Source organism: Novosphingobium sp. (assembly GCF_040079535.1).
In the GTDB taxonomy this organism is placed as follows: Bacteria; Pseudomonadota; Alphaproteobacteria; order Sphingomonadales; family Sphingomonadaceae; genus Novosphingobium.
Map to the genome: position 1 here is coordinate 1 of NZ_JBEBKB010000029.1, position 14,289 is coordinate 14,289.

The 14,289-nt window shown below is 62.3% G+C and carries 12 protein-coding genes; 8 read left to right on the top strand and 4 right to left on the bottom strand.

The features are described 5' to 3' along the window. Window positions 1-10 precede the first annotated feature (10 nt). Together rpoN and lptB are read right to left on the bottom strand one after the other, a co-directional pair. Window positions 11-1,510: an RNA polymerase factor sigma-54 gene (gene rpoN, locus ABL914_RS09840; protein WP_391563004.1), complete on the bottom strand. Its 1,500-nt coding sequence runs from the start codon at window positions 1,508-1,510 to the stop codon at window positions 11-13. Between the two features lie 29 nt (window positions 1,511-1,539). Continuing rightward, window positions 1,540-2,316 (bottom strand): LPS export ABC transporter ATP-binding protein, encoded by a 777-nt coding sequence (gene lptB / locus ABL914_RS09845; protein WP_391563005.1) that lies wholly within the window; start codon window positions 2,314-2,316, stop codon window positions 1,540-1,542. A 161-nt stretch (window positions 2,317-2,477) separates the two neighbouring features. Between lptB and ABL914_RS09850 the strand changes: the two genes are divergently transcribed. Both ABL914_RS09850 and ABL914_RS09855 read left to right on the top strand, forming a co-directional pair. Continuing rightward, the gene (locus tag ABL914_RS09850) at window positions 2,478-2,846 is read left to right on the top strand and encodes a hypothetical protein (protein ID WP_391563006.1); all 369 of its coding nucleotides are present in this window, start codon (window positions 2,478-2,480) and stop codon (window positions 2,844-2,846) included. A 62-nt stretch (window positions 2,847-2,908) separates the two neighbouring features. After that, complete coding sequence (locus ABL914_RS09855) at window positions 2,909-4,255, top strand: TldD/PmbA family protein (protein ID WP_391563007.1); 1,347 nt, start codon at window positions 2,909-2,911, stop codon at window positions 4,253-4,255. A gap of 155 nt (window positions 4,256-4,410) precedes the next feature. Here the strand turns inward: ABL914_RS09855 and ppa are convergent, their stop codons facing one another. Next, window positions 4,411-4,950 (bottom strand): inorganic diphosphatase, encoded by a 540-nt coding sequence (gene ppa / locus ABL914_RS09860; protein WP_391563008.1) that lies wholly within the window; start codon window positions 4,948-4,950, stop codon window positions 4,411-4,413. Window positions 4,951-5,031: 81 nt separating this feature from the next. Continuing rightward, window positions 5,032-6,978 (bottom strand): M61 family metallopeptidase, encoded by a 1,947-nt coding sequence (locus ABL914_RS09865; RefSeq protein WP_391563009.1) that lies wholly within the window; start codon window positions 6,976-6,978, stop codon window positions 5,032-5,034. A gap of 87 nt (window positions 6,979-7,065) precedes the next feature. On the opposite strand from ABL914_RS09865, the gene hisS reads away from it, so the two are divergent. From hisS to metK, 6 genes are all read left to right on the top strand, one after another. Beyond that, window positions 7,066-8,310, top strand: coding sequence for a histidine--tRNA ligase (gene hisS / locus ABL914_RS09870; protein WP_391563010.1), 1,245 nt, complete (start codon window positions 7,066-7,068; stop codon window positions 8,308-8,310). Window positions 8,311-8,491: 181 nt separating this feature from the next. After that, window positions 8,492-9,556, top strand: coding sequence for a peptide chain release factor 1 (prfA, locus tag ABL914_RS09875; protein WP_391563011.1), 1,065 nt, complete (start codon window positions 8,492-8,494; stop codon window positions 9,554-9,556). A 31-nt stretch (window positions 9,557-9,587) separates the two neighbouring features. Continuing rightward, window positions 9,588-10,445, top strand: a complete 858-nt coding sequence (prmC, locus tag ABL914_RS09880) for a peptide chain release factor N(5)-glutamine methyltransferase (RefSeq protein WP_391563012.1) — start codon at window positions 9,588-9,590, stop codon at window positions 10,443-10,445. 201 nt (window positions 10,446-10,646) lie between these two features. Then, entirely contained in the window at window positions 10,647-11,459 is an 813-nt protein-coding gene (locus ABL914_RS09885) for a DUF4167 domain-containing protein (RefSeq protein ID WP_391563013.1), read from the top strand. Window positions 11,460-11,468: 9 nt separating this feature from the next. Continuing rightward, on the top strand, window positions 11,469-13,034 hold the full coding sequence (gene lnt / locus ABL914_RS09890; RefSeq protein ID WP_391563014.1) for an apolipoprotein N-acyltransferase: 1,566 nt from the start codon (window positions 11,469-11,471) through the stop codon (window positions 13,032-13,034). Between the two features lie 41 nt (window positions 13,035-13,075). After that, a complete protein-coding gene (gene metK, locus ABL914_RS09895) occupies window positions 13,076-14,281 on the top strand; it encodes a methionine adenosyltransferase (protein WP_391563015.1) in 1,206 nt (401 codons plus the stop codon). Window positions 14,282-14,289: the final 8 nt, after the last annotated feature.

A 14,289-nucleotide genomic window follows, 5' to 3' on the forward strand; every position in this document is an offset into this window, starting at 1 on the left:
CCCTTGCCCTTCACCCAATCCCAGCCAGCGCCTTTTGCCGGCGCCGTTGCACTGACGATCCCAGCCCGATCGCTTCGCGGTATTTGGCCACGGTGCGCCGGGCCAGATCAAAGCCCTTGCCTTTCAACAGATCGACCAAAGTATCGTCGCTGAGAATTGCCTTGGGGTCTTCGGCATCGATCAGCGCCTTGATCGCCGCCTTGACTGCTGAGGCCGATGCCCCGCCCTCACCGTCCACCGCGCCGACGCCTGAGGTGAAGAAATACTTCAGCTCAAAGGTGCCGCGTTCGCAGCTGAGGTATTTGTTCGAAGTGACCCGGCTGACGGTCGATTCGTGCATCGCAATCGCCTCTGCCACGGTCCGCAGCGTCAACGGCTTGAGCTGCGAGACGCCGTGGCGGAAAAACTGGTCTTGCTGGCGGGCAATCTCGCTTGCCACCTTGAGGATGGTCTTGGCGCGCTGATCAAGCGCCTTGATCAGCCAGTTGGCATCGGCCAGCTTTTCCGAAAGCCAGCCGCGCGCCGCTTTATCATCCACACTGCCCCGCATCTCCACGTAATAGCTGCGATTGACGATCAACCGCGGCAAAGTCGCCTGGTTCAGCTGGACATCCCAGCCGCCATCGGCGCGGCGGCCGATCAGAATATCGGGGGTTACCGGTTCACCCCCGCCACTTGCAAAACGCAGCCCGGGCTTGGGATCATAGCCGCGCAGCTCGCTCAACATTTCGGCGAAATCTTCGTCGTCCGCCCCGCAGATCCGTTTGAGCCGGGCGAGTTCACCCCGGCCCAGCAGATCAAGATTGTCGAGCAGCTTGGCCATGCACGGATCGTGGCGATCGGCTTCTTTCGCCTGCAGCGCCAGACATTCGCCCAGCGATCTTGCGCCAACCCCGGTGGGATCGAGCGACTGGAGCAGATCAAGCGCGGGTTCCGCGTCGGCCTCGGTCAAGCCCAGTTCGGCCGCGGCTTCGCGCAGTGACACCGGCAGATAGCCGGCTTCGTCCAGTTGATCGGCCAGGTGGCGGGCGATAAAGGCGGTGCGGGGATCACGGCACACCACACCGATCTGGGCGTACAGATGATCGGCCAGGGTCAGCGCGGTATCGGCGCGCTCGTCAATTCCGGGGCCGTCTTCACCGCCGGAGAATTGCAGCTGCGCACCCCATTCCCCGCCCGGATCGCCATCCCCGGTGTCGCGATCAATATCAAGCGCGCCTCGATCCAGATCGAGCGGGCGATCATCCTCTGCCCGCCCTTCGCCAACCAGTTGATCGACCGGCGAGCTTTCCAGCGTGGTGCGGCGGGCTTCGATCAGCTCTGTCTGGGCCGGATCGGAATCGGCGGCTGCTTCGCCCATTTCCAGCAGTGGATTGGCATCCAGCGCATCGCCGATGAATGTCTCAATCTCAAGATTGGACAGCGCCAGCAGCTTGATCGCCTGCTGCAGTTGCGGCGTCATCACCAGCGACTGGCTTTGTCTCAGATCGAGGCGAGGCCCCAGTGCCATGGCTGTGTTTCGCTAGGCTCCGTCGCCGGTCACATGTAGCTCGAGCCGAGGTACAAGGTGACCACGTTGTGATCCTTCACCATGTCTTCGGGCGATCCGGCGAACAGCACCTGTCCGCCATAGATCACACAAGTGCTATCAACGATATCCAGCGTTTCGCGCACATTATGATCGGTGATCAGCACCCCGATCCCGCGCTGCTTGAGGTCCAGCACCAGATCGCGGATATCGCTGATCGAAAGCGGATCGATCCCCGCGAACGGTTCGTCCAGCAGCATGATCGAAGGCTTGGCCGCCAGCGCCCGGGCAATTTCGCAGCGCCGCCGTTCCCCGCCTGAAAGCGCCATCGCCGGGCTGGAACGCAAACGCGTCAGACCAAATTCACCCAGCAGCCGTTCCAGATCATCGGCCCGCGTCGCCCGGTCAGGCTCTACCAGTTCAAGCACCGCCGCGATGTTCTGTTCCACCGTCAGCCCGCGAAAGATCGAGGTTTCCTGCGGCAGATAGCCCAGGCCCAGGATCGCGCGGCGGTACATCGGCAACTGGGTAACATCGACCCCGTCCATCAGGATCCGGCCCGAATCCGGCTTTACCAGCCCCATGATCGAATAAAAACAGGTGGTCTTGCCTGCGCCATTGGGGCCCAGCAGGCCCAGCACCTCACCCTTCGCCACCGAAAGCGAAATGTCGCTCAGCACGGCGCGCTTGTCATAGCTTTTGGCGATCGAGATTACCTCCAGCCCACCTGCTGGTGCGGATTGATCGCTTTGGGGCGCGGCGGCAGTCGCAGTTTCAGTCTGGCTCATCAGATAATGACTTAAGAGCCAAAATCCGGCTGGGCAAGCGCCTGTGCGGTGAACTGGCAGGTTTCATGCATGACCTGTGGCAAACAATGCTTAACAAGGCTTGATCGATTGCTCCTTCGGTGATTTACTCAGCCGCAACAAAAACGGGCGGAGGGCAGACCATGGTCAAGGCATGGAACGGGGCAACAGCGGCGCGCAGGCCGCTGGATTGGCGCAAACGGATGAGCGACAACATCGCCTATGCGTTGCTGGTCTATACCGGCTTGCAAATATTTGTGACCATGGGCGCGCTTGAGGCAGAGGGCGGTTCGTTGCTGCCCTATTTTGCGCTGATCCTGCTGGTCGCCGCGATCATTCCGGCCTGCCGCCGATTTGAAAAACGCTGGAGCCGGTTGAGCGATGCCCAGGCCGCCGATCCCGAATTCGCACGGTGGTTCCGGCGTGATCGGATTTATCTGTGGTTGCTGGCAATCGGGCTGCCGTTCCTGATCACCGGTGTGTTCAAAGGCCTGGCCATGTTGGCGGGCTGATTGCGCTTTTGATCGGCAATGCCTAGATCGGCGGCTCCCCAGCATCGGAGCTGCCCCTTTTCATGCTTACCCCTGCCCAAGCCCAAGACCGCGCCGCCGCGCTGATTGACCTTGCCCGCCGCGCCGGGGCTGATGCCGCCGATGCGATCTATTCGGGTCAATCATCCGAAGCAGTGCAAGTGCGGCTTGGCGCGCTGGAAGATGTCGAACGCTCTGAAAGCGAGCATCTGGATCTGCGGGTCTTTGTCGGCAGTCGCTCTGCCTCGATCGGTTCGAGCGATCTGTCAGACAATGCGCTGACCGAACTGGCGGCGCGTTCGGTGGCGATGGCGCGGCTTGCGCCCGAAGATCCCTATGCCGGGCTGGCCCCCGAAGACCGCCTGCTGACCGGCTTGTTGCCCGATCTTGATCTGGCCGACAGCCAGGATCTGGATCCCAGGGCGCTGCGCGAACTGGCGCTGGCGGTGGAAGATGCCGCGCGCGCGGTAACCGGCGTCACCAATTCCGAAGGCGGGTCGGCCAGCGCTGGAGAGCGATCGGTGGCATTGGTCACCAGCCACGGCTTTTCCGGTGCCTATGGCGGTACCAGCCGGCAAATAAGCGCAACCGTGATCGCCGGTGAAGGATCTGGCATGCAGCGCGATTATGCCTGGCGCAGCGCGCACCATCTGGCCGATCTGCCCAGCGCACAAGTGCTGGGCAAGCAAGCCGGAACCCGCGCGGTTGCCCGGCTGAACCCAGGCCGGATGAAAAGCGGCGCCATGCCGGTGGTGTTCGATCCCAGAGTTGGCGGCAGCCTGATCGGCCATCTGGCTGGCGGGATCAGTGGCAGCGCAATCGCGCGGCGCGCCAGTTTTTTGTTGGACAAGGATGGTGCCCAGCTGTTTGCAAAGGGCATTTCGATTATCGACAATCCGCTGCGTCAGCGGGCACTGGGCGCGCGGCCGTTTGACGGTGAAGGCCTGCCCACCGCGCAGCGCGATCTGGTCCGCGATGGCCGGCTGACCGGCTGGCTGATGGACAGCGCCAGCGCTCGGCAACTGGGGCTTGAACCAACCGGCCATGCATCACGCGGTGCCGGCGGTTCGCCTGGTGTCAGCCCTTCGGCGCTGCATCTCGAAGCCGGGCAGCTATCTGTGGCAGAGCTGATCGCCGATATTGCCGATGGTGTACTGGTGACAGAACTGATCGGCAGCGGCGTTAACGGCGTTACGGGCGATTACAGCCGCGGCGCATCAGGCTTCAGGATCGTCAACGGCACGGTCGTCGGGCCGGTTGCCGAATTTACCGTGGCCGGCAATCTGATCGACATGTTCGCCGCGCTGATCCCGGCCAGCGATCTGGAATGGCACCGCAGCGTCAACGTGCCGACGATCCGGATCGATGGGATGATGGTGGCAGGGGATTGAGTTTCTGCCCGGCGCGCTGATCGCCTCCGTGGTCAGTTGGCAACACCAGCCCGCTCCCCCGGCCCGACCACCCGTTTCATGGTACCCTTGGGGTGGTCGGGCCGGGGGAGCGGGCTGGTGTTGCCAGGCCAGACGGACGTCTGGCCGCGCCAGCGTTAGCCGGCCAAAGAAGCCTGATGCCGCGCGATGCATTCCAGCACTACGCGCCTGGCATCTTCAGCATCGCCCCACTTGCCGATCCTGACCCACTTTTCGGGCTCCAGATCCTTGTAGTGGGTAAAAAAGTGCTCAATCTGCGCCAGCACGATCGAGGGCAGATCCTTTTGCTCGCCGATGTCTGAATAGTAGGGAAAGGTCGAATCGACCGGAACGCAGATCAGCTTTTCATCGCCGCCGTGTTCATCTTCCAGGTTCAGCACCCCAATCGGCCGCGCCCGCACCACGCAACCCGGCACAAACGGCGATCGCGCGATCACCAGTGCATCCAGCGGATCACCATCGTCTGAAAGGGTGTGCGGGATAAAGCCGTAATTGGCCGGATAACGCATTGGCGTATGCAGGATCCGGTCAACGAACAACGCGCCCGATTCCTTATCGAATTCATACTTCACCGGCTCGCCGCCAACCGGCACTTCGATGATTACATTAAGGCTTTCGGGCGGATTATCGCCAACGGGGATTTTTTCGATACGCATGGGCAGCACCTTTAAACACGCCAATGCTGCATCGCAACATCAAAGCGGCAAGTTGCGGCTTGGACGCGGCTGATTGAACCGCTATTTCTTGCCCTTTGCCTTGGGCAGGGGCCGTTTGGGCATCAGCAGCAGATCAAGCCCGGTCGGTGCCTTGCCCGGTAGGGCGCGTTCCAGCCAGGGCCAGCGCAGGCCGCCGCGATAATCGATTGCGATTGTTTCAAACCGATCGCCGCGCTGCACCAGCAATGCCAGCGGTGCGCCGCCCTTGGCCGCGGTGATCGCCGCTTTGATCGCATCGGGATCATAGGCCGCGCCGTTAACCGCCACGATCTTTGCCCCGGTCACGATCCCGGCATTGAAAGCCGGACTATCCCAATAGGTGCCGGTAACCTTGCCGTCCTTGTCCAGGCTGATCCCCAACGAATAGCTTAGCGACAGTGATTTGGCATCGGTCATCCGGGCCTTGTCGGAAATGTTGGGTTCCTCTTTCCAGACCAGTTTGTATCCGCCCATCGTGATCCCGCCGATCGGCGCGGGCTGGCCCGGTTGGTTCAGCCGGGTATCAAGGAACGTCTGCCAATCATACGGTGTAACCGCGTTTAGCGTGGCAACGATATCGCCCTGTTCAAACGGCAATTGGCCCCAATCACCATCGCGCATCCCGAAAAAGCCGCGCGCGAAATCATCGATGCTTTTTGTCCCGGCGGTTTGCTGGCGGATGATCTGATCGGCTTCAAGCCAGACCAGCGCGCCTTCGGTGTAATAGTCTTCGCTGCGGGCCATCGAGGCAAAGGGCTTGGGCTTGCGTGAGGCAAACACCGGATCGAACCCGGTATCTTCTACCGATCGCCAGGCCCGGCCGGGCTGGACTGAAAAATTGCCGGCCCAGCTGGCCAGCTGCGCCAGCACCATATCCTTGCCTTGCAGGCCCGATCGCGCCGCCAGCACCAGCCCCCAGAACTGGTCCTGTCCTTCATAGGCCCACAGCAGATCGCCCTGCATCGGCTGGCGATAATCAGGCGTCCACAGCCGTGCCGGACGGCGGAATTTGCCTGACCAGCTGTGGCCGTATTCGTGCGGCAAAAGCCCGCGATCCCATTCGTTCTTGTCCCAGGCGGTGAACGCATCGGGTTCCAGCTGGTTTTCGCTGGAACGGTGATGTTCCAGCCCGATTCCGCCAATCTTGTCGCTGATGGCAAGCAGGAAATCATAGTGATCGAAATGGTTGGCGCCGAAAGCCAGCCTGGCTTCGGTAACCAGATGGCGGTGCATTTCGATCTGTTCGGGTTTGGCCGCCAGCTGTTCGGGCTTATCGGCCACCACGTTCAGCGCAACGTTCTGCCCCAGATTCCAGGTGCGGAAATGTTTGCCTGCGAAGATCGGCGAATCGACCAGCGTTTCGTAATCGGTTTCGACCCATTGCCACTGCGCGCCCTGCTGGCTGCGGCCATCAAGCGCGGTTGCCGCAGACCAGCCTTCGGGCAATTTGACCCGGGGGCGGACCTTGATCTGGCGAACATAGTGCCCGGCTGGATAGAAGCTCATCTTTTCCCACTGAAGATTGAGCATCGCCGGCGTCATGGTGATCCGCCCTTCGCTGGATTGCAGCGGCGATGTGTGGATAAACCGCGCGGTCACTTCGCGGGTGCCTTCGGGCAGGGTCAGGTGAAACGCGTTCACCTCCACCCGGTCACGCTTCCACTCCAGCCTGGCACCGCCGCTTTCAAACGTCACCCCGACCAGCTCGGACAACGGCCCGCGCGGTCCGTGGTTGCCGGGCAGCCACTGCGGAAACAGCAGGGTAAGCTTGCGTGTGCCGGGGGCCACCGGGATCGTCTCGGTCACCCGGTAAAGCCCGCGTGCCACATCGCTGGCGTCGACATCAAGCCCGATCGTGCCGCCAGGATAGGGCACATCCTGGGCATCGGGCACCAGATGCGAGATCGGCACCGCTTGTGGTGCAGAATTGGATGCCATAGCGGCGGCGGACGCGGCGACCAGCGCCAGCGCAACAAGTTTTCCCCTCATGCCGTCAACCATGGCGCGCGCGCGCGATTTGGGCAAGATTGGCGTTGCTCTTTTCGATCAACCGCAAACCGGCTAGGGGCCAGCGGCATGAGCACACCGCAAGCCATACCCAAAGCGATCAGGGGCACGCAGGACATCTTCGGCACCGAGGCTGAGGCTTTCGCCCACGTTGTCGAAACGTTCGAACGCGTGCGCAAGCTGTACCGGTTTCGCCGGGTAGAGATGCCGGTGTTCGAAAAGACCGAAGTGTTCAGCCGCTCAATCGGAGAGACCACCGATGTGGTTTCCAAGGAAATGTATTCGTTCCTTGATCGCGGCGACGAATCGCTGACCTTGCGGCCCGAATTCACCGCCGGGATTTGCCGCGCCTACCTCACCAATGGCTGGCAGCAGCATGCCCCGCTGAAAGTGGCCACCCACGGCCCGCTGTTTCGCTATGAACGCCCGCAAAAGGGCCGCTACCGGCAGTTTCACCAACTGGACGCCGAAATCATCGGCGCGGCTGAGCCGCAGGCCGATGTTGAACTGCTGGTGCTGGCCGATCAGTTGCTCAAGGAGCTGGGGATCAGCGATGGTGTAACCCTGATGCTCAACACGCTGGGCGACGGCGCCAGCCGTGATGCCTGGCGCGCTGCCTTGGTGGAATACTTCCGCGCGGTGAAGGGTGATCTTTCCGAAGATTCGCAGGATCGGCTGGAACGCAATCCGCTACGGATCCTTGATAGCAAAGACCCTCGCGATCAAGCTTTTGTGGCCGATGCCCCCAAGATCGACGACTATCTGAGCGTTGAGGCGCAGGACTTTTTTGGCCAGGTCACCTTGGGCTTGAACGCTGCAGGCGTCGAATGGACCCGCGCCCCGGCGCTGGTCCGCGGGCTCGATTACTACCGCCACACCGCGTTCGAATTCGTCACCGACCGGCTTGGCGCACAAGGGACTGTGCTAGGCGGCGGGCGCTATGACGGGCTGATGGAAAGCCTGGGCGGTCCGGCGACCCCGGCTGTTGGCTGGGCGGCTGGGATTGAGCGGTTGGCGATGTTGGTTGGGGAACGGCCAGCCGAACAAGTGGTAGTCAGCATCGCGGTCGAAGATGACACTATTATCAATCTTGGAATAGCTGCGAATACGGCTTTGCGGGCCGAGGGCTTCTCGACCGAGATGGTCTCTACAGGGTCTCCGCGCAAACGCTATGACAAGGCGGCAAAGATCCCGGCCAAGGTGTTGGTCTCAATCTCAGTACGAGATGGGAAATCAGTGATTCGAACCCAAGCAGCCCCGGCCACGGCAGAATTTGCCGAAGTATCTAGTATTCTCAAGCGCTTCGAAACGTGACCAACGCCAGCAACTACCTCTACCGTCACCCTGAACTTGATTCAGGGTCCATTTCTCCCCGCAGACCGATGTTCCGTGGGGCAGCGATGCCGCGCCGTTTCGGCCCCTATGCCGCCGCCGGGCTAGCCGCACGATGGACCTTGAAACAAGTTCAGGGTGACGAAGCAAGAGAGGTTGGCCTGTGTCGGTAAGCGACGCCCGTCTCCACCAGATTGCCGCCCGCTTCGCTGAAATCGAGGCGCGGCTGGCTTCGGGGACGTTGGAGGGCAAGGAGTTTATCGCGGCCAGCCGCGACTATTCCGAGCTGGAGCCGGTGGCCAAGGCGGCCGAAGCCGTAGCGGCGATGCGCGCTGAAATGGCCGATCTGGCCGCGCTTGACGATCCCGAAATGCGCGAGCTGGCCGAGGAGGAGATCGCCCGGCTGCGGATCGATCTGCCCGAAGCCGAACATGCGCTCTCAGTCGCCATGCTGCCGCGCGACAGTGCCGACAGCCGCTCTGCCATGCTGGAAATCCGGGCCGGGACCGGCGGCGATGAAGCCGCGCTGTTTGGCGCCGATCTGCTGCGGATGTACGAGCGCTATGCCGCCGAACAAGGCTGGCGGACCGAAATTGTCAGCGCCAATGCCAGCGATATCGGCGGCTTCAAGGAAGTGGTTGCCCAGATCAATGGCAACGGCGTGTTTGCCAAGCTCAAGTTCGAAAGCGGGGTCCACCGGGTTCAGCGGGTGCCGGTTACCGAAAGCGGCGGGCGGATCCACACTTCGGCAGCGACGGTGGCGATTTTGCCCGAGCCTGACGAGGTTGATGTGACAATCAACGACCGCGATCTCAAGATCGATGTCTACCGTGCCAGCGGCGCGGGCGGCCAGCACGTTAACACCACCGATTCCGCCGTGCGGATCACCCACTTGCCGACCGGCACCGTTGTAACTTGCCAGGATGGGCGCAGCCAGCACAAGAACAAGGACCAGGCGATGCAAGTGCTGCGCGCCCGGCTGTTCGAGGCGCAGCGCGAAGCCGCACAGGGCGAGGAAGCAGCCGCGCGCAAGGCGATGGTTGGCAGCGGCGATCGCAGCGAACGGATCCGCACCTACAATTTCCCGCAAGGCCGGGTAACCGATCACCGAATCAACCTGACGCTCCACCGGTTGACTGAAGTGCTCGAAGGCGGCGGGCTGGGCGAAATGATCGACGCGCTGATCGCCGAAGATCAGGCCAAGCGGCTGGCGGCCCTGGGGGAATGATCTGCTTGCCAGCCAGGCGGCTGCGACACAAATGAACGTCAACGAAGCGATCCGCGCCGCCACCATAACCTTGGGCGAGCGCACCGATAGCGCGCGCTTTGATGCGGAGCTGATGATGGCCCACGCGCTGGGTGCCAGCCGATCAGATCTGTTCCTCAAGCACATGGATGATCCCGCTCCGGCCAGTTTCCAGGCCCTGGTTGATCGCCGCGCGCAGCATGAGCCGGTGGCCTATATCGTTGGCAATGCCCATTTCTGGGGGCTGCAACTGGCGGTTTCATCGGCTGTGCTGGTGCCGCGCCCCGATTCCGAAACGCTGATCGAAGCCGCGCTTGGTGCGCTGGCAGACCGCCCACCGCAGCGGATCCTTGATCTTGGCACCGGATCGGGCTGTCTGCTGCTGGCCGCGCTTGGCGAATGGCCCGATGCCGAAGGGCTGGGGATTGACCGATCGGAAGAGGCGCTGGCCGTGGCGGCGCACAATCTCAATCTGCATGCCCGTGCCCGGCAGGTCCGGCTCTTGCAGCGCGATTGGCATACCCCGGACTGGCAGACCGGGCTTGGCCGGTTTGATCTGGTGCTGGCCAACCCGCCCTATGTTGAAAGCGAAGCCGTGCTTGAACCGGCCGTGCGGGATCACGAGCCGGCCAGCGCGCTGTTTGCCGGGCCAGAGGGGCTGGATGATTACAGGGTGCTGATCCCGCAATTGGCCGGACTGATGAATGAAGGCGGTGTGGCCCTGATCGAAATCGGGGCCGTGCAAGATGGTCCTGTCAGCGCAATTGCCCGCGCTTGCGGGTTCGATGTTACGCTCCACCGCGACCTTGCTGAGCGCCCCCGTGCGCTGGAACTCAAGATTCCGCTTGGCAAGGACGATTGCAGCGCGTAAATCCGCGGGCAGACCAGCGCAGGTCCGCCCTTTGGTGCGATCCGCCGGTCAAATCCTTCATTTGCAATTGGCCGGCTTGCAACGCCGCGCTTAGCAGCAGATGCAAGGGACCACGAAGCGCAATGGGCGCCCGTGGCACAGGGTCACGCGGCCAGGTAGCCGGATCATCGGCAAGGTCGACGTATTTGGGAAGCTAACCCTTTGAATAATAATAATCGCGGCAACAGCGGCAACAACAATAACAACAACCGTCGGCGTGGCCGCAGCAATCGTCCGCAGGGCAATGGCGGCGGTCAGCAGCTCAACCGGGTTGATAGCCGGGCGCGCGGCAATGCCCCGCAGCTGCTGGAAAAATATCGCAAGCTGGCGCACGATGCCCACCTTAATGGTGACCGGGTCCAGTCGGAATATTACCTGCAGTTCGCCGATCACTATTTCCGGGTGCTAGCCGATGCCCGCGTCCGTCAGGATGAACAGCGCAGCCGCCCGCAAGGCGAACGCTGGGCCGAGGCCGGCGATGACGGTGATGACGCTGGCGATTTCAGCTCTGCCAGCGATTTCCCCAGCTTCGATCAACCCACCTTCTCGCGCCCACCGCGTGATGAACGCCCGCAGCGCGAAGAACGCCCGCGCCGGGAAGAACGCAGTGAGCGCGGCAATCAAAATCAGGAAAGTGCAGAGGCAGAACGCGGATCGCAGCAGCAGCCCGAGGAACCTGACGGCAGCGAAGGCAGCGAAGCCAATGCATACGAGCCAGCTGAAAATCCGTTCGTGCGGGGCGATCGTGCGCGCCCGGGCCTGCGTCCGCGCCGCGAAACCGGCGATCGTCCGCCGCGCGCCCGCCGTGACACGCGCGATGAAGCGGCCTCGACGGGGCTGGATCCCGCATTGCTGCCCCCGGCTATTTCGGTATCGCGCGAAGAGCCGGCCGATGAAGCCGAACCCAAGCCCCGCAAACCGCGCGCGCGCCGCAAGCCTTCGGCAGACGACGAAACGCTTGAAACGGTAAACTGATCCAGAACCTTGATCCGCGCGGTTGACCTTATCCTGGGCTGGCCGCGGCTGGCCGCAGTTTTGCTGGGGCTGATTGCGGCGGCGGGTTTTGAACCGTTGGGGCTTTGGCCGCTTACCCTGATTGCCATTTCGGGTCTGCTGGCCCTACTGGTCCGCATGCCGGGCCGCCGCGCTGCCTTTGCGCTGGGCTGGACTTTTGCATTTGGCCTGTTTGCGCTTTCACTATGCTGGATTCCGGCTGCATTTTCTTTTCAGGCGGCCATGCCGGCCTGGCTGGGCTGGATCGCAGAGCTGGGCCTGTCCGCCGTTCTGGCCCTGTTTCCTGCTGTTGCGGTACTGGCCGCATGGCACGCCCGCACGCGCGCTGTGGCACTGGTTCTGGCGCTGGCCGGGGCCTGGATCGTCACCGAATGGCTGCGCGGGTGGGTGCTGACAGGGCTCCCATGGAACCCGCTGGGCGCGGTGCTGGTCGGGCCGTTCGATCACGTGGGTGCAGCGCGGCTGCTGCCGTGGCTGGGCACCTATGCGCTATCCGGGCTGGCGGTACTGCTGGCCGGGACCTGGTATCTGGGTCTGGCCAATTTTCGCAGCAATCGCCGGGCGCTGCTGCTGTTGCCGCTGCCGATGGTGCTGCAATTGTGGCCTGCACCAGGATCGTCGCTGCCCGCAGGTACGATCAACTATGCCCTGGTTCAGCCCAATATTCCGCAGGCCCAGCTTAACGATCCAGACTATTTTGCGAAGAATTTTGAGCGCCTTTCCGCAGTATTGCCGCCGCCGCAGCCGGGCCTGAAGGCGCTGGTTCTGTGGCCCGAATCCGGGCTGTCAGACTATTTGCGGGATGGCTATCCGGCGCATTTCTATGCCGATACCTATGGCGGTGATCCCGCCCTTGCGCGCCAGCGGATTGCCGCGATGCTGGGCCCGGATCGGCTACTGCTGGGCGGCGCGGTTGATCTTGAACTTGCTGATGGCCGCGCAGTTGGTGCGCGAAATGCGGTGACTGCGATTGACGGAAACGGCGCCATTCGGGCCAGCTATGCCAAGGCGCATCTTGTGCCATTTGGTGAATATGTGCCGCTGCGCCCAGTCCTTTCGGCATTGGGAGTTGCGCGATTTGTCCCCGGCAATGTCGAATTCTGGCCCGGCCCCGGGCGCCAGACATTCGATCTGGGCAGCTATGGCAAGGCCGGTATGCTGATCTGCTATGAGGTGATCTTCCCCGGCGAAGTGACCGATCCCAAAAACCGGCCAGACTATTTGTTCAACCCGTCCAACGATGGCTGGTACGGCGCCTGGGGCCCGCCCCAGCATCTGGCCCAGGCCCGGATGCGCGCGATAGAGGAAGGGCTGCCGATGCTGCGATCGACCACAAACGGGATCAGCGCCGTGATCGATGCCGATGGCCGGGTGGTTCAATCGGTTCCGCGCGGGGCCACCGGTGTGCTGCTGGGGCAGATTCCCCGCGCCCATCCCGCCACCTTGTTTTCAAGGATCGGCAACCCATTATCGCTGTTGTGGGCTGGCATTCTGATTGCCTTAACCCTGGTTGCGCTAAGGGCTCGGCCAGAGTAAAGCCAAGCACACATAAAGCTTCCTTTATATGGGTCTGTACGATGCGCACCGATTACCTCTTCACATCCGAATCCGTTTCCGAAGGCCATCCTGACAAGGTTTCGGACCAGATTTCCGATGCGATCGTCGATCTGTTCCTTTCGAAAGACCCAGAAGCGCGGATTGCCTGCGAAACGCTGACCACCACCCAGTTGGTGGTTCTGGCCGGAGAAATCCGCTGCAAGGGCGTTTTTGAAAACGGCGCATGGGCCGCTGGCGCGCAAGCGGAAATCGAAGCCACAGTCCGCCGCACGGTCAAGGAAATCGGTTACGCGCAGGACGGGTTCCATTGGGAACGCCTTGAATTCATCAACCGGCTCCACGGCCAGTCCGCGCAAATCGCGCAAGGCGTAGATGCCAGCGACAACAAGGATGAAGGCGCCGGCGATCAGGGGATCATGTTCGGCTATGCCACCGATGAAACCCCCGATCTGATGCCGGCAACACTGTATTACAGCCACAAGATCCTGGAACGGATGGCGGCGGATCGCCATTCAGGCGCGGCTCCGTTTCTTGAACCCGATGCCAAAAGCCAGGTAACGCTGCGCTATGAAGGCAGCTTGCCGGTTGCGGCGACCGCAGTGGTGGTCTCCACCCAGCACGCCGCCGGTTATGATGAAGGCGAAAAGGAGGCCGAACTTCACGCCTATGTGAAGCGCATCGTGGCCGAAGTGATCCCGCCGGTGCTGCTGCGCGATACGGTTTACTACATCAACCCCACCGGCAGCTTCGAAATCGGCGGACCAGACGGCGATGCAGGCCTGACGGGCCGCAAGATCATCGTTGATACCTATGGCGGCGCTGCCCCGCACGGCGGCGGTGCGTTCAGCGGCAAGGATCCTACCAAGGTTGATCGTTCGGCTGCTTATATCACCCGCTATCTGGCCAAGAACGTTGTTGCCGCTGGGCTGGCGACGCGCTGCACGATCCAGATTGCCTATGCGATCGGCGTTTCGCAGCCGCTGTCGCTTTATGTCGATACCCACGGCACCAGCACGATGGACGAGGCCAAGATCGAAGCCGCGATCCTGGCCATGCCCACGCTTGGCGGGCTGACCCCGCGCGCGATCCGCACGCACCTGGGGCTCAACAAGCCGATCTACCGCCCAAGCGCCGCCTATGGCCACTTCGGCCGCAAGCCGCACGGCGATTTTTTCCCATGGGAACGGCTTGATCTGGTTGACGATCTCAAGGCCGCGCTGGGCTGAGCGGGGTT